This is a genomic window from Maricaulis sp. (assembly GCF_048269565.1).
GTDB lineage: Bacteria > Pseudomonadota > Alphaproteobacteria > Caulobacterales > Maricaulaceae > Maricaulis.
Genome location: NZ_JBLXIK010000002.1, coordinates 568,362 through 583,798 on the forward strand (window position 1 = coordinate 568,362; position 15,437 = coordinate 583,798).

At 64.2% G+C, this 15,437-nt stretch carries 16 protein-coding genes; 3 read left to right on the forward strand and 13 right to left on the reverse strand.

Annotated elements, in window-relative coordinates; translation table 11 throughout:
• Nucleotides 1-58: 58 nt before the first annotated feature.
• Genes ACN0YL_RS06275 through pheS form a run of 4 tightly spaced genes read right to left on the reverse strand, consistent with a single transcriptional unit; the run spans nt 59 to nt 4,783 of the window.
• Nucleotides 59-673 (reverse strand): nucleotidyltransferase family protein, encoded by a 615-nt coding sequence (locus ACN0YL_RS06275; RefSeq protein ID WP_417497376.1) that lies wholly within the window; start codon nt 671-673, stop codon nt 59-61.
• Nucleotides 673-3,072 (reverse strand): phenylalanine--tRNA ligase subunit beta, encoded by a 2,400-nt coding sequence (pheT, locus tag ACN0YL_RS06280; RefSeq protein WP_417497377.1) that lies wholly within the window; start codon nt 3,070-3,072, stop codon nt 673-675. Before pheT ends, ACN0YL_RS06275 begins: the two co-directional genes overlap by 1 nt.
• Nucleotides 3,069-3,698, reverse strand: coding sequence for a hypothetical protein (locus tag ACN0YL_RS06285; protein ID WP_417490431.1), 630 nt, complete (start codon nt 3,696-3,698; stop codon nt 3,069-3,071). The genes pheT and ACN0YL_RS06285 overlap by 4 nt, the downstream gene beginning before the upstream one ends.
• A 2-nt stretch (nt 3,699-3,700) precedes the next feature.
• Nucleotides 3,701-4,783, reverse strand: coding sequence for a phenylalanine--tRNA ligase subunit alpha (pheS, locus tag ACN0YL_RS06290; protein ID WP_417497378.1), 1,083 nt, complete (start codon nt 4,781-4,783; stop codon nt 3,701-3,703).
• A 222-nt stretch (nt 4,784-5,005) separates the two neighbouring features.
• Between pheS and ACN0YL_RS06295 the strand changes: the two genes are divergently transcribed.
• Nucleotides 5,006-6,184 carry a Fic family protein gene (locus ACN0YL_RS06295; protein ID WP_417490433.1) on the forward strand — a complete coding sequence of 393 codons (1,179 nt, stop codon included), beginning with the start codon at nt 5,006-5,008 and terminating at the stop codon, nt 6,182-6,184.
• 199 nt (nt 6,185-6,383) lie between these two features.
• Here the strand turns inward: ACN0YL_RS06295 and rplT are convergent, their stop codons facing one another.
• From rplT to ACN0YL_RS06335, 8 genes are all read right to left on the reverse strand, one after another.
• Nucleotides 6,384-6,740 (reverse strand): 50S ribosomal protein L20, encoded by a 357-nt coding sequence (gene rplT / locus ACN0YL_RS06300; RefSeq protein WP_417467656.1) that lies wholly within the window; start codon nt 6,738-6,740, stop codon nt 6,384-6,386.
• A gap of 27 nt (nt 6,741-6,767) precedes the next feature.
• Nucleotides 6,768-6,968 (reverse strand): 50S ribosomal protein L35, encoded by a 201-nt coding sequence (rpmI, locus tag ACN0YL_RS06305; protein WP_091769909.1) that lies wholly within the window; start codon nt 6,966-6,968, stop codon nt 6,768-6,770.
• 145 nt (nt 6,969-7,113) lie between these two features.
• Nucleotides 7,114-7,569 carry a MerC domain-containing protein gene (locus ACN0YL_RS06310; RefSeq protein ID WP_417497379.1) on the reverse strand — a complete coding sequence of 152 codons (456 nt, stop codon included), beginning with the start codon at nt 7,567-7,569 and terminating at the stop codon, nt 7,114-7,116.
• 190 nt (nt 7,570-7,759) lie between these two features.
• On the reverse strand, nt 7,760-9,511 hold the full coding sequence (locus ACN0YL_RS06315; RefSeq protein ID WP_417497380.1) for a hypothetical protein: 1,752 nt from the start codon (nt 9,509-9,511) through the stop codon (nt 7,760-7,762).
• Between the two features lie 25 nt (nt 9,512-9,536).
• Nucleotides 9,537-10,001: a peptidase S1 gene (locus tag ACN0YL_RS06320; protein WP_417467650.1), complete on the reverse strand. Its 465-nt coding sequence runs from the start codon at nt 9,999-10,001 to the stop codon at nt 9,537-9,539.
• 172 nt (nt 10,002-10,173) lie between these two features.
• Nucleotides 10,174-10,662 carry a translation initiation factor IF-3 gene (infC, locus tag ACN0YL_RS06325; RefSeq protein ID WP_417497381.1) on the reverse strand — a complete coding sequence of 163 codons (489 nt, stop codon included), beginning with the start codon at nt 10,660-10,662 and terminating at the stop codon, nt 10,174-10,176.
• Between the two features lie 204 nt (nt 10,663-10,866).
• Complete coding sequence (locus ACN0YL_RS06330) at nt 10,867-11,850, reverse strand: glycosyltransferase family 9 protein (RefSeq protein WP_417490438.1); 984 nt, start codon at nt 11,848-11,850, stop codon at nt 10,867-10,869.
• A complete protein-coding gene (locus ACN0YL_RS06335) occupies nt 11,847-12,992 on the reverse strand; it encodes a glycosyltransferase family 4 protein (protein ID WP_417497382.1) in 1,146 nt (381 codons plus the stop codon). The genes ACN0YL_RS06330 and ACN0YL_RS06335 overlap by 4 nt, the downstream gene beginning before the upstream one ends.
• Nucleotides 12,993-13,181: 189 nt before the next feature.
• Here ACN0YL_RS06335 and ACN0YL_RS06340 point away from each other — a divergent pair, with 189 nt between their 5' ends.
• Together ACN0YL_RS06340 and ACN0YL_RS06345 are read left to right on the forward strand one after the other, a co-directional pair.
• Nucleotides 13,182-13,682, forward strand: coding sequence for a GNAT family N-acetyltransferase (locus ACN0YL_RS06340; RefSeq protein ID WP_417490440.1), 501 nt, complete (start codon nt 13,182-13,184; stop codon nt 13,680-13,682).
• A 41-nt stretch (nt 13,683-13,723) separates the two neighbouring features.
• A complete protein-coding gene (locus tag ACN0YL_RS06345) occupies nt 13,724-14,404 on the forward strand; it encodes a hypothetical protein (protein WP_417497383.1) in 681 nt (226 codons plus the stop codon).
• Here the strand turns inward: ACN0YL_RS06345 and ACN0YL_RS06350 are convergent.
• Nucleotides 14,401-15,372 carry a GGDEF domain-containing protein gene (locus ACN0YL_RS06350; RefSeq protein ID WP_417497384.1) on the reverse strand — a complete coding sequence of 324 codons (972 nt, stop codon included), beginning with the start codon at nt 15,370-15,372 and terminating at the stop codon, nt 14,401-14,403. The genes ACN0YL_RS06345 and ACN0YL_RS06350 overlap by 4 nt on opposite strands.
• Nucleotides 15,373-15,437 lie beyond the last annotated feature (65 nt).

Consider the following 15,437-nt stretch of genomic DNA (forward strand, 5'->3'; position numbering starts at 1 on the left):
TGCCGGGGAATGTTGCTTTTTCTCCAACAGGTTGAATGTTGGATGCAACAAACACCTGTCAGGCGAGTGCGGTGCGCTCGAAGGTGATTTCCGGCCATAGCGCCTGCTGGCGCTCGCATTTGGCGTTCCAGCCGACCGGGTCAGCCAGCGCCTCAACCGGACGGACATGCAGCGAGAACAGCTCGCCGAGGCCGTAGGGCGCCAGCACCTCCATCTTGCCCGCCGTCTCGAGCCGGACGGCGACGGCATGGGTGTGCGAGGCGAAATGCGAGACGGCATCGGTCGTGCTGGTCAGGGGCGCGCGGGTGACGCCGTGCTTGGCGCCAAACCAGAGATGGACCCGGGCCTGGTTGCGGATTTCGACGATGGCGTCGAGATCGCCAAACACGGCATCGCCGGCCTTGATGACGACATCCTCGGCCGCTTCACCCAGATCAGAGGCGTCGAAATAGCCGAGATCATAATCATTGACGCCATGGGCCGGGTCGCGCCCGGTCAGGGCATTCCACACCGCCTGGTAGACGGCGCCGGCCATCAGGCCGTGATCGGGCAGACCCATCGCGGCCGCGCGTTGCAGCACCGTCATCGCCACCGGATTGGCCTGCACCGCCGCGACCAGAAAGGCCTGCTGTTCGTCAGCCGAAGCATTGGCGAGGCGGCGCGGGTCCGGCATCAGCTGCGCAGCGTACCGCCAGTGGCGCCGGTGACCTTGGCGATCACCTTGGCGGCGACGGCGTCGATATCCTCATCGGTCAGCGTCTTGTCGCGCGGCTGCAGCACAACCTCGATCGCCAGCGAGGTCCGGCCCTCGGGCACACCCTTGCCGTCATAGACGTCGAACACGGTGACATCGCTGATCAGCGCCTTGTCGGCGCCCTTGGCGGCGCGGATCAGGGCATCGGCGGCGACGCTCTTGTCGACCAGGAAAGCGAAATCGCGCTTCACCGGCGTCAGATCGGCGCGGTCGAGCTGGGTGCGGGCCTTGAGGCTGTTGGCCTTGCGCGGCTGCGGGATGGCGTCGAGCACAATCTCGAACGCCAGCACGCGGCCATCAATCCCCAGTGCCTTGAGCACGCGCGGATGGATCTCGCCAAACTCGGCCATCACATTCTTTGGCCCCAGGCGCAGCACGCCGGAACGGCCCGGATGCCACCAGTCGCGCGCTTCCGGCGCCACCTGCAGCGAGCCCGCCGGCGCACCGGCGGCATCCAGCGCCGCCATGGCATCAGCCTTGACGTCGAACACATCCGGCGCCCGGCTGCCGGTCCAGTGACGGCCGGAGGTGATGCGGCGCACGCCGGTCGCGACCAGCAATTGGCCGTCGGGCTGGTCGGTGAGATAGACCGGGCCAACTTCGAACAGGCGCGCATCGGCAAGGCCGCGATCGGCATTGGCCTGCAAGGCCGTCAGAAGATGGATCAGCGCCGTCGGGCGCATCACGTCGAGTTCCGAGGAGATCGGGTTTTCCAGCGCCAGACCAGTCCCGTGACCGCCAAACAGCGCTGCCTGCGAGGTCTCGCAGAAGGACCAGGTCACGGCCTCCTGATAGCCCCGCACGGCCAGGGCGCGGCGGGCATGGCGGGCCCGCAATTGCATCACCGTCGCCGGGGCCTGGCGGCGCACCGAGGGACGTTCCAGCGAAGTCGCGACCAGCTTGTCGAAGCCGTGAATGCGGGCGATTTCCTCGACCAGATCGGCCTTCAAGGCACAATCCATCCGCCAGCTCGGCACACCGACGGTCAGCACATCGCCGGCACCGGTCGGCTTGAAGCCGAGCGTGGTCAGGATGCGCAGGATTTCGGCGCGCGGCAGGTCGAGCCCGGTCAGGCGCTTGACCTCTGTGATCGGGAATTCGATATCGGCCGGCGCCGCAGGCGTTTCGCCGAAGACGACCGTCTCGGAGGCTTCGCCGCCACAGATGTCGAGGATGAGCCGCGTCGCGTATTCGATGCCGTCACGCACCGATTGCGGATCGACGCCGCGCTCGAAGCGGTATTTGGCGTCGCTGTCGATGCCGGTCGCCTTGGCGGTGGCGCGGGTGATCAGCGGATCAAACCAGGCGCTCTCGATGAAGACATCGGTGGTGGCCTCAGTGCAGCCCGAATAGGTGCCGCCCATGATGCCGCCAAGACCAAGGCAATGCGCTTCATCGGCGATGACGCACATCGTCTCGGTCGGCGCATAGCTCTTCTTGTCGAGCGCTTCGAAGGTATCGCGCTCGCCGGCACCGCGGCGCGCATGCAGATTGCCGCTCAGCTTGGCCGCGTCGTAGACGTGCAGCGGGCGGCAGCGATCATAGGAGATCAGATTGGTGATGTCGGCGAGCGCATTGATCGGGCGCAGGCCGATCGATTTGAGCAGGGTCTGGATCCAGTCCGGCGAGGCGACATTCCTGACGCCGCGGATCAGCCGGCCGGCAAACACCGGACAGGCTTCCGGCCAGTCGAGCTCGACCTTGATGGGACAAGGGAATGTGCCCGGAACCGGCTCGATCGGGACATCCTTGAGCGTGCCGATGCCGGTGGCGGCGAGATCGCGGGCGATGCCGCGCACGCCGAGCCAGTCGGGCCGGTTGGGGGTGACCTCGAAATCGATGACGATATCGTCCTGGCCGAGCGCCACGACAGCCGGCGTACCGACCGCCCAGTCGCCGTCGAGATCGATAATCCCGTCATGATCCTCGCCGAGTTCCAGCTCCTTGGCCGAACACATCATGCCCGAGCTTTCGACGCCGCGGATCTTGCGCGGCTTCTTGTCGAGGGCGAAATCCAGGCCCGGAATATAGGCACCAAGCGGTGCATAGACAGCGCGCATGCCGGTCCGGGCATTGGGGGCGCCGCAGACGATCTGTTTGATGCCGTCAATCGTCTCGACGGTGCAGACGCGCAGCTTGTCGGCATCGGGGTGGGCGACGGCCTCCTGGACATAGGCGACCGTGAAGGCGCCGAATTTCTCGGCCGGATTGTCGATCTCTTCGATCTCGAGCCCGGCCATGGTCATGGCTTCGGCAATCTCGTCGAGCGAGGCGTCGGTCTCGAGATGGTATTTCAGCCAGGAAAGCGGGAATTTCATTGCTCGTCCTCCGGCCGGGATAGGGCCGTTTCAGGTGATGTCGGGGCCGGGTTGGCGGCGCCCAATTGTTCAAACGCGTCGTCGGCGCCGACTTCGCACTGGTTCACGCGCCGGGCGAGCGCACCGCCGGCGGGCACAGTCTCCCAGCAGCGGTCGAACACAGAGCAATAGCAAACGCGCACTTCCCAGGCGTTCCAGCTCGACGCGGCAGCGTTGAGCTCGGACGGGGTGATATCCGCGCGCGACCACCGGATATTGATCGGGGTCACGCTTTCATTGGGGGCCAGGGCACGGCCGGTCAGCCCGGCCCATGACAGGTTATAGCCATCGGGCAACTGGGCGCGATAGCCCTCAAGCCCGGACTGCAACTCGCCATCGCGATACAGCGAAACGCGGCGGATCAGCGCCGGTCCGACGCCATTATTCGCGACGGTAATTCCCATACTGGCTTCGGTCGGCATGGTCGAGACAAAGCCATCGACCTGGAGCACGGGATAGACCGCGCCATGCTGCTGCGCCCGCATCACCCGGCCCTGGTCCCAGGCGACAAACAGCGCCGCGATGCCCACAAGCATGGCGCCGATCCCGGTCAGGGTCTGGTGGTTATGGGTGAACCAGCGCCACATGACTAGCTCAGCCCTGTCGCCATATTCGCCTGCAGCAGCGGCGAGAAGCCGTAATGGCCGAGCCAGCGCTGGTCGGAATTGAAGAAATCGCGCAGATCCGGGGCGCCGTATTTGAGCATGGCGAGGCGATCAACGCCCATGCCGAAGGCGAAGCCCTGGTATTCGTCCGGATCGAGGCCGCAATTGCGGATCACATTCGGATGCACCATGCCGCAGCCGAGGATCTCCATCCATTGCTCGCCGGAGCCCACCTTCACCGCTTGGCCGACACGCTCATAGCGCACATCCATCTCCGCCGACGGCTCGGTGAAGGGGAAGTGATGCGGGCGGAAACGGGTTTCCACCTGGTCGGTCTCGAAGAAGGCGGCGAGGAAATCCTCCAGCACGCCCTTGAGGTGACCCATATGGGTCTCCCTGTCGATCACCAGGCCTTCGACCTGGTGGAACATCGGCGTATGGGTCTGGTCCCAGTCACAGCGATAGACCCGGCCCGGCGCAATGATGCGGATCGGCGGCGTCTGGCTCATCATGGTGCGGATCTGGACCGGCGAGGTATGGGTGCGCAAGACCTTGCGCTGGCCTTCCGCGTCCGGCTGCATGAAGAAGGTGTCCTGGGTATCGCGCGCAGGATGACCCTCGGGGAAATTGAGGGCGGTGAAATTGTGGAAGTCATCCTCCACGTCCGAGCCTTCGGCGACGGCAAAACCCATATCGGCGAAGATCACGGCGAGCTCTTCCATCACCTGGGTGATCGGATGGATCGAGCCTTGCGGTTCCGGCCGCACCGGCAGGGTGACATCGATGGTTTCCGAGGCCAGCGCCGCATCGAGGGCGGCTGCTTCCAGCATCGCCTTGCGTGCATCGACCGCCGCGCCGAGCCGGTCCTTGAGACCATTCAGCGCCGGGCCCATCACCTGGCGCTCTTCCGGGGTCATTTTGCCAAGGCCCCGCATCATCAGCGAGACAGACCCCTTCTTGCCCAACGCCCCGACGCGCACGGCATCAAGGGCCGCCGCATCGGTCGCGGCGGCGATCTGTGCGAGCACATCGGCTTCGAGTGCGTCGAGAGCAGCGGTATCGGTCATGTCTTCGTCCCTGGCCAGTCGTGCACGGGTTTAGCGCCTGGCATTTCAGGTGTCGACAGGGCTTGTCGGTGGAGGGGGATGCCGGGTGGGGGATGGGCGTATGATACGCGGCCCCGGCGGAGCGTCTTGGTGTCGCCTGATTAAGGGGACTTACATTAGCACTCCTCTTATTTAAGCAAAACGCCTATTGCTTAAATAAGGGTGCCGCTCCATATTCGGCGCATGGGCGATTTCGACGTCAATCTGCGGCTGGGCCGCTTCATCGAAACCTCCGTCGCGGGCGAGCCGGTGCGCGCCTTCGTGCCGCCATCGCTACCACCCGTGCCGCCGATCGACGTGCTGACGCTGCTGGAGTCACTGAGCCGGGCGGAGCGGGCCCTCGGGCGGCTGGACGGTATCACCATGTTGCTCCCCCGTCAGGAACTCTTCCTCTACATGTATGTGCGGAAGGAAGCCGTTCTTTCCTCGCAGATCGAAGGCACGCAATCGACGCTTTCCGACCTGCTGCGCTTCGAAGCGGAAGCGCAAGCCGGTCAACCTATCGACGACGTCCGCGAAGTCTCGAACTATGTCGATGCCATGATGTACGGTCTAGAACGTCTGGAAGATCTGCCACTTTCCTTGCGTCTGATCCGCGAAATGCATGCCCGACTGCTACAGAGCGGACGAGGGGGCAAAAAAAATCCTGGCGAGTTCCGGCGTTCGCAAAACTGGATTGGTGGTACACGCCCTGGCGACGCGCTCTTCGTGCCGCCCCCAGTCGAGGAACTGGACGGTTGCCTTGATGCCCTGGAGCGATTCATACACGAGGACGAGTCGCGGCTACCTGCCTTGATCAAAGCCGGCCTGCTCCACGTTCAGTTCGAGACCATCCACCCGTTTCTCGATGGCAATGGCCGGATCGGCCGCTTGCTGGTGACACTCTATCTTTGTGCCAATGGAGTATTGCGCAATCCGCTGCTCTATCTGAGCCTCTACCTCAAAACGCATCGCTCCGAATATTACCGGCTGCTTCAGGACGTGCGTGAACATGGCGCGTGGGAAGCCTGGCTTGAGTTCTTCCTGATTGGTGTCGCGGACACCGCCAATCAGGCTTTCGATGCCGGCAGCCGGATCGTCGAATTGTTCAAGGAAGATCGGGACCGTATCACGGTGGAAAGCGATCGCGCAGGCTCGGCGCTTCGGGTCCATGACTTGTTTCAGCAGAACCCATATCTGACGGCCAAGTTGCTCGTGGAGAAAACCGGCCTTACGGCACCAACGGTGAATGCGGCGTTGGCCGATCTGGTGCGTCTCGGCGTGGCTGAAGAAGTCACAGGTCGCAAGCGTGGTCGCGTATTCAGCTACTCGCGCTATCTCGCTATCCTCAGCGAAGGCGCTGACCCCCTCTCCGACAAGTGAAGCCGGCAGCGGTCTCGCCAGCAAATGATTCGCAATCCGTCGAAGTCTCGGCATGAGGTTTGTGGTGGGCCTGGCGCCGAGGCGTCTGGCACTCACACAACAGCAGGATATGATCCCCGACTTGGATGGCACCCCCAAAAACGAAAAAAGCCCGCCGGCATCGCGCCAGCGGGCTTTTCCGTAACTTCAGTCGTCCAGCCTAGGCCAGCGCAGCTTGCGCCTGGTCAACCAGGGCCTTGAAGGCGTCCGGCTCATGGATGGCGATGTCGGAGAGGACCTTGCGGTCGACTTCGATGCCGGCCTTGTTCAGGCCGTTCATCATCGTCGAATAGGTCATGCCGTGCAGTCGGGCGCCGGCATTGATGCGCTGGATCCAGAGGGCGCGGAAGGTGCGCTTCTTGGCACGGCGGTCGCGATAGGCGTACTGGCCGGCCTTCTCCACAGCCTGGACGGCAGCGCGGAAGGTGTTCTTGCGACGGCCGTAATAGCCTTTCGCTTTCTTGATAACTTTTTTGTGGCGGATGGCCGTAGCCGGGCCGGATGTCACTCGTGACATGGTATGCTCCTACTCAATGCCGGGGGCTTAAAGGCCGTACGGGAGATATTTCTTGATGATCTTCGTATCCTGAGCGGACAGGACGACCTGTCCCCGCTTGTCGCGGATCTGCTTGGGGGTACGCTTGATCATGCCGTGACGCTTGCCGGTCTGACCGGCTTTGATCTTGCCCGTGGCAGTGAGCTTGAAGCGCTTTTTGGCGCCGCTCTTGGTCTTCATCTTCGACATTTCCATCTCCTTTGCTGGACCGGCGAACCGGTCCGAGGGTGTGAACAGTCAGCGGGCATGTCGATTTGGCCCGGTAGACTGGTGATAAGAGAGCGGGGTTTATACGCGTCTGGCAGGGGATTGCAACAGCGCGAGGGAGTCTGAATCAGGCCGCGTGCTCATGCTCACACAGGCCGCAATCCTTGATGTGGTCATGGCCGGCGCGGGCCTGGCTGCGCCAGTTGACCAGATGGGCGGCGGCCAGGACGCTGACGCCGGTCAGCGTCAGGGCGGTTTCGACCAGCGGGCTGGACAGGTGCAGGGCGCCGACGGTCATCAGGGCGAGGCCCAGCAGGCCGATGGCCAGAACCGGCCAGCGCGCATGGCTGGCGCGAACGCTCCAGCCCAGGGCCAGCAGCGAGATTGGCGCGGCGATGGCCAGCAGGCCCAGATGCCAGGCATGGCTGGCACCGAACACTTCGCCAAGACCCGGAGCCAGCATCGGTGCGGCGGCGGCCGCGACCGGAAACAGCAGGCAGTGGGCGACACAGACAGCCGACAGGCTGACGCCTGTGAGGTCGAGCGTTCCGTTGTGCAGATTGATCCGGGGCATCCAGCGCATGGTTGTTTCGTCCGTCTTCGTCCAAATGATATAGTATAACATTCGGCGCGATGGAAGGGCCGTGACGGTCTATTCGCAGTCCTGCCTCGATCCTGAAGACGGACACATGAAAACGGGCACATGAAAACGGGTGGCCCCCTGGAGAGCCGCCCGCCTGCATGTGTCAGACTGGGGGCCGCAGCCCCGCCCGTCAGTCGGCAAAGCCAAGTTCGGAGATTTCCAGTCGTGCCGGCGCGTCCATGCCCTCACGATAGGTGCCGACCCAGATATCATAGGTGCCGCTCTGCGGCCCCTCGAAATGGATGCCGGGGTTCAGGCCGTTATTGTCATCATTGCAGACCCAGTTGCCGTCCGGATCATTGATGATGAGGGTCGTGTCCGCGTCCGACATCACCGAGATGAACAGATCGAGCGCGCCGGGCGTGAAGGTCAGCTCGAAATCCGGTGCTGCGGTCGCATAACCGCGGCACATGGAGCCGGCTGCCGATTCCGCGGCGATCGGGCCGCCGGCCATCACCTCGACCACATAGGGATCGGGTGAGAAACCGCCGGTGAGGGAGGCCGAGCCGGAATTGGCGTCCAGCATGTAGTCGAATTCGCCGCTGCCCTGATACTCATCGCCGAAGGCCAGTTCGGAAATGTGCAGGACCGCGTCTTCCGGCTGGAAGTCGGAATAGGTGCCGACCCAGATATCATAGCGGCCCGACTGGGGCTCGTCGAAGCGGATGCCCGGATTGAGGCTGCCCGCGCTGTCATCATCGCAGACCCAGCTGCCATCCGGTGCGTTCACGACCAGGGTCGTATCGCCCGACGAGGTCGCCGAAAGGTAGAGGTCGAGGCTGCCGGCCGTGTAGTTGAGGTTGAAGTCAGGCGCGGTGGTCGCGAAGCCGCGGCAATTCTGCCCGACCGCTTCGAAGACGTCGACATCGCCGCCGGCCTGCAGCGAGACATTGTACGGATCCGGGATGAAGCCGGCGTTCAGGGACACCGAGCCGTAATTCGATGGCAGGGCGTAATCGAGCACCGCCGGCACGTCAATTTCGCCACGGAAGCCGGTTTCGGACACAAACAGCGTTGCGTCGGCAATGGCTCCCCCGGAGTAACGGCCAGCCCAGATCGCATAGCGGCCAGCGGCCGGGTCGGTGAGGCGGATGCCCGGATTGAGCTCCTCGGCGGAATCATCATCGCAAATCCAGTTTCCGTCCGGGCCCTGGACGATCAGGGTGGTGTCGGCATCGGACTCCATCGACAGATAGAGATCGTGCTGGTCATTGGCGGAATAGTTCAGCCAGACATCGGGTGCCTCGCTGATCTGGCCCCAGCAATAATCGCCGGTGCCGCGGCTGCCATCGAGATCGCCGCCGGCGCGCACGGCAACACGGCGCGGGTCATCGGAGAAGCCGGCACGCAGGTTGAGCGTGCCCGAATTGGGCTGCAGCGCCGGATTGGGTGCTCGCGAATAGGCATTGTCGCTGGAAAAACCGACCTCGGAGATATGCAGCATGGATGGCTCATAGCCATTGCCGGCCGAGAGCGTGCCGACCCAGATATTATAGACGCCCGATTGCGGCGTGTCGAAGGAGATGCCGGGGTTGAGGCCCTGGCCCGGCGCATCATCATTGCAGTGCCAGCTGCCGTCCGGTGCATTGACCATCAGCGTCGTGTCGGCATCCGAGGCGGCGGAGATGTAGAGAGGATAACCGCCTGCATTGTACTGCAGATTATAGGATGGCTGGTAGGAAATATAACCATAGCAGCGGTCGTCGACATTGCCGCCAAAAATGGCGCCGCCAGCCTGGATACCGACCGAAACCGGATCCGGCGCGAAGCCGGCATTCAGCGAACTCGATCCATAGGCCGGGGCCGCATTCGCGTCCTGTGCCTGTGCCGAGGCTGCCAGCAGTACCACTGCCGCTGCGCTCGTCGCCAATCTGTAGATCATGGTCATTCTCCCCTGGTGCGCGATGTTACTCGCTGAAAAGTTCCGAAATCGACACGGTCGCCTCCTCGCGGGAGGCGTCCGCATAGGTGCCGATCCAGATGTCGTAGAGGCCCGATTGCGGGCCGGTGAAGCGGATCGACGGATTGAGACCCTCGCCGCTGTCATCATCGCAGTGCCACCCCCCATCGGGCGCCTGGATGACGAGCGTGGTATCGACGGCCGCGTCCACCGAGATAATCAGTGGCGAGGCGCCGGCATTGTAGAAAAGCGCCAGGTCAGGCGCATCGGCGATAAAGCCGCTGCACTCCGCCCCGCGTGACTGGCTGGCATCGATCGAGCCGCCGGTCGCAAGGCGCAGGCGATAGGGATCGGGTGTGAAACCGGCCGAGAGCGAGACATCGCCGGAGCTCGGCAGGGCCGAGGCGTTCTGGGCCGCAGCCGTGCCGCAGCCGGTGATGAGCGCGATGGTGAAAGCGGTCAGCCTGAGCATTCAATTCCCCGAAACCCCAGCCAGCCGGATCAAGACCCGGCCAGGCGCCCACAATTGAGCATGCTTTGCAGAGAATTTCATCTGAAAACAAACGGGCTGAACCGCGACTGAACGCCGCCGCCTTCAATGCGGCCGCATTCAGTCACAATCCGGAAATCGCGGGCAGGCGCGTCTAGCGCGGCGCCATCACCATCACCATCAGCCGGCCTTCGAGCTTGGGCTCGAACTCGACCTTGGCGATCTCGCCGAAGTCTTCCTTGACGCGGCGCATGATGTCCATGCCGCGGTCCTGGTGAGCCATTTCACGGCCACGGAAACGCAGGGTGATCTTCACCTTGTCGCCGGCTTCAAAGAAGCGCGTCATGGCCTTGGTTTTCACCTGGTAGTCATGGATGTCGATGTTCGGACGCATCTTGATCTCTTTGATCTCGACCGTCTTCTGCTTCTTGCGAGCTTCGGCTTTTTTCTTCTGTTCCTGGTATTTCAGCTTGCCATAATCAATGATTTTGCAAACGGGCGGATCGGCGTTGGGGGAGACTTCGACAAGGTCGAGTCCGGCTTGAGCGGCAGCCTCGAGAGCGGCCTCGGTCGGCACAATCCCCTGCTTCTCTCCATTTTCGTCGATAAGAAGCACCCGCGGTACGCGGATGTCTAAATTCATACGCGGTCCGTCTTTTTTCGGCGGTTGCGCAGATTGTGGTCTACGGGCTATGGCCGCTTCTCCCTTGTGGCCTGCGAGCAATACTTAGTAATCGTCCGGCGGCGCAGCTGGATCAAGCCCAAATTGGCCTGAATAGGCCGCAACCCTGCCGGAGAGCCGCGCACTATGGTGAAATGATCACATTAAGCAAGCCTGCCGCGCGGTTCACGCCGCAGCCGTGCTGTCGGAGAAGCCGCCGGCAAAGCGCATCGCGGCCATGGCTTCGGACGGTGCGACCTGCGCCAGGACGGGTGCGTGCATCAAAATCACCGGCGCATCGCCGCGCGGCGCATTGAGTGCCGGGTCCTCGACGCCGGCATAGAGCGCCAGCGCCGGAGCGCCGGCCGCGACCAGCAGGTGCAGCAGCGGAGTGTCCTCGCCGAACACGAAGCGGGTTCGCCGTGCCAGTCCGGCAAGTTGCGGCAGTTTCGCCTTGCCGGTGATGTCACGCGCGCCCGGGGCGACCTGCGAGACATAGCGGCCGATCTCGCGGGTATCCGGTCCGCCGACCAGGGCCGGTGTGATTCCGGCCTGCAATAATTCGTGCGCCAGATTGGCCCATTTTTCCTTGGGCCAGCGCAGGGCCGGTTTGACGTCATCGCCGGCCGGGGCGAGCAGGGCGAAGGGCCCGTTGAGCCCGAAATATTCCGGATCGAGCATGCGCGACTTGCGGGCGAGGAAATCGACCCAGCTCGCGTCCGGCGAGGGTGCGCCGCCGAGCGGAAAGTGCGCGGGGCCCAGGCCGATGGTGGCATTGAGCCGGCCGGCGATTTCGTCAACCGGGTGCTCGCCGGATTTGCGCGAGGGCAGGATTTCCAGCCAGTCGCATTTGGAAAAGCGGAACAGGCCCTTGAGTTTGCGTGAGGCATTGTCCCCGACCAGATCATAGACCCGGGTCGGATGTGCTGCCTTCAGGCGCTTGTCGCGCGCCACCGTTTGTGGCCGGCCGTCGGGCCGCGCATCGATCTCGATCGCGTTGAAAAACGGGCTGTGCTTGAGGAAGGACTCAAACTCCGGCGTCGTCAGCAATACGATCCGGTCACGCTTGTGCACCTGGCGCAGCGTTTTCGCCGAGGCGAGCATGCGTACGGTCGATGTCAGATCCCCCCAATGCAGGACGTAGACGGTATCGCGTTCCGGTTCGATCATGGCTGCGAGCTTAAAACCTCTTCGTAGACGCGCAAAGTCGCAGCTTGCAGGGCGCGTGTCGAGAACTGTGTCCTGACATGCTGCGCCGCGCGCTCGCCCATTTCGCTGCGCCGGGCCGGTGTCATTGTCATCGCCTCGCGGATCGCGGCGGCGAGGGCGGCGGGGTTGCCCGGCTCGACCCGCCAGCCGGTTTCGCCCGGCACCACAACCTCGCGCGCGCCGCCATGATCGGCCGCGATCACCGGGATGTGCATGGCGCCGGCCTCGGCCGCCGTGCGGCCAAACGCCTCCGGCTCCACCGAGGGGGTGAGGGCGAGATCGGCCATGGCGAAGGCGGCCGGCATGTCGCTGCAATGGCCGACAATGCGCACATCGGCATCCAGCCCGTGCCGGGCAATCAGCGCGTTGAGCTCGGCCAGATAGGTCTCACGGCCTTGGGCATCGCCGGCCATCAGGGTCAGCGGCACTTCCAGCCCCTCTGCCTTGAGCTGTCCGAGCGCGGTCAGGGTCTCGCGCTGCCCCTTCCAGCCGGTCAGCCGGGCCGGGTAGAGCGCGATCATGCGATCCGTTGGCCAGTCCAGCCCCCAGCCGGCCGCCAGTGCGGCGACGCGTTGCGGTTCGACCTGCTGCGGGTCGAAGCTGTCGAGATCGACACCGCGGGGGATCACCCGGATCCGCCCGGCGGCGAACGGGTGCCGGGTGCGGATATGGTCGGCGATGAATTGCGAATTGGCGATCACCAGCTCACCGCGTGCCATGACGGCATTATACCAGCGTTTCAGCCCGGTCTTGCCATTATAGGTGCCGTGATAGGTGGTGATGAAATGCGCGCCACTCTGGCCGGCAGCCCATCTGGCGCTCCAGGCGGGTGCGCGCGAGCGGGCATGGATGATCTCGATTGCATCGGCCTTGCCGATCGCCGCGATGCGCCGGGCATTGCGCCAGACAGTCCAGGGGTTCTTGCTCGCGACCGGCAGGCGCACCAGTTCGCCGCCCACCGCTTCCAGCTCCGCCTCGAGCCGTCCGCCCTCGCTCACGACCAGCGCCCGGCCGCCCGCCGCCACGACCGCCTCGGCGACTTCGAGCGTGGTGCGTTCGGCACCGCCAGCATCAAGCTGGGGAATGACCTGGAGAACATTCATGGCGTGACAGCGCACCGGGTTGGCAAAGCAGGGTTCAGGCGCGGTTTTTTCACAAGCGGCGCCCTGTGACAAACGAATCCGCAGTATCGCCCCCGCCGCAGCGGGTCACACTGTGACGGAAAACTTGAATGGACGCTGCGCCCCCTGATGCTACCGCTTTGCCTTCGAATGCCGGCAGGAGGTGCGGATATGCAGGAGAATGAATTCGAGCGGAATGGCTATCGCCTCACCGACCGGCGCGAGGCCTTTGACCCCGTCCAGGCCCATCGCCTGCTCAGCACGTCCTACTGGTCGCCGGGAATCCCGGCGGAGACGGTTATCCGGGCGGCTGCCAATTCCTGGACCTTCTGCCTGTTGGCGCCCGATGGCCAATTCGCCGGCATGGCGCGCTTCATCACCGATCGGGCCACTTTCGCCTATCTTGCCGATGTCATCATCGATCCGGCCCATCGCGGCCACGGTCTCGGCAAATGGATGGTCGCATGTCTGCATGACCTGCCGGAAATCCGGGCCTGCCGGCGTTTGATGCTGATGACCGCCGATGCCCAGCCCCTCTATGCCGGGGTCGGCTATACGCCGCTGAAATCCCCCGAGCGGGCGATGGAGGTGGCGCGTCCCGATATCTATCGCCAGTCCGCATCCAGCGCCCCGGCTGATGCGGCGATGGACCGAGCTGCGGCCGCTGACTAACCTGACCGCCAGCCCTTCAACGTCTTGTCCCGGATGCCCTGATGCGTTTTCTCCCCCTTGCCCATCTCCTTCCGGCCGGTTTGCTGGCCATTGCGGGCGCCACCGCCCATGCCCAGGGCTCGGCGATCTTGGCCGAAACTGACCGCTATTTTGCCTGTCTGGAGCGGGTCGAGAGCGATCAGGATGCCGCGTTCGAGGATGCCCTGGCCTGGCGGATGGAAGGCGGCGGCTGGCCGGCGGCGCATTGCGAGGCCCGGGCGATTATCGCGCTGGGTGATCGCGCCCGCGGCGCGGCCCTGCTCGACGAGCTGGCGATGTCCGAGGTGTCCGACCAGGACCAGCCGGCCCGCATCACCATGCTGGTGGAAGCCGGTCAGACCTGGCTGGGCCTGGAGGAGGCGGACGCGGCGCAGGCCAGTTTCGCCGCCGCACTGGAACTTGACGCGCTCGACGGCGCCGCGCTGTTGGGCCGGGCCGGGGCGAGTGTGGCGCTGGGCGATTGGGATGCGGCGGAGGCTGCGGCGACGGCTGTCATTGATCAGACGCCCGGTCTCGTGGACGGCTGGCGCCTGCGTGCGCAGGCGCGGCTGGAAAATGGCGCGCTCGATGCGGCCTGGCAGGATATGGAAACCGGGCGGGAGATCGAGCCGGCCAATATCGATTTGCTGGTGCTGCGTGGCCGGATCAATGAGGCCCGTCGTCTGGCGGCGCTGGAGAACTAGCCTGCCGCGCGGCGTGCTGCGGGCATGATGGTGCCAGCGAAAATCACGCGATTCCGGCCGGTTTCCTTGGCTTCGTACAGCGCATCATCGGCTGCGAGCAGCAGGGAATCCGGGCTGTCGTGATGGCCTTCGGGCGCCGAGATGGACACACCGATACTGGCGGTGATCGGGATCAACTCACCCGGATCGTTGACGATCTGCAGCGCTTCGACAGCCTGGCGGACGCGCTCGGCCATCAGCGCCGCGTATTCCGGTGCCACATCGGGCAGCACAATGATGAATTCCTCACCCCCCAGCCGGCCCAGCCGCTCGCGTCCTGACAGGCAGGCCTGTACGGCCTTCACCGTCTCCACCAGGACCCGGTCGCCGATGGCATGGCCATGGGTGTCATTGACGCGTTTGAAGTGATCGAGATCGAGCATCACGACCGCGACCCGAGTGCCAAGGCTGCGGGCCTGTGCGGTTTCCGCTTCCAGGCACTGCATCAGGGCCCGGCGATTGGCGACGCCGGTGAGGGAATCGGTTTCGGCCAGCTGGCGGAATTGTTTCTGCATCCGGACCAGGCGCGAGGCGGCGCGCAGGCGCGCGCGCAGCTCGGTCATATTGACCGGCTTGCGGATGAAATCATAGGCACCGGCATCAAGGGATTCCTCCAGCCGGCTTTCCTGGCCCGAGGCCGTGATGACGATGGTGTGCACGGATTCAGTCCGGGGATTGGCCTTCAGGGCCCAGCAGGCTTCCAGCCCGGTCATTGCCCCGACTTCAATTCCGGTCAGAAGGATATCGGCCGGCATGGCCTGCATCTGCTCGAGCACGGCCTCGGCGCTGCGCGCGGTCTGGACGCGGTAGCCCGCCTCCTCGACGGCCTTGCTCAGGATTCGAAGCTGCACCTGGCTGCTCTCACAGATCATCACGGAGATCTGGTCTCCGGGGCCGGGCGCTTCGATCATGATGTCGACTTCCCTCATCAGACGTCGCCACCCATCATTTCTGTCAACATTGACCGCCCTCCCCAGCGTGGTCTGCCATGATT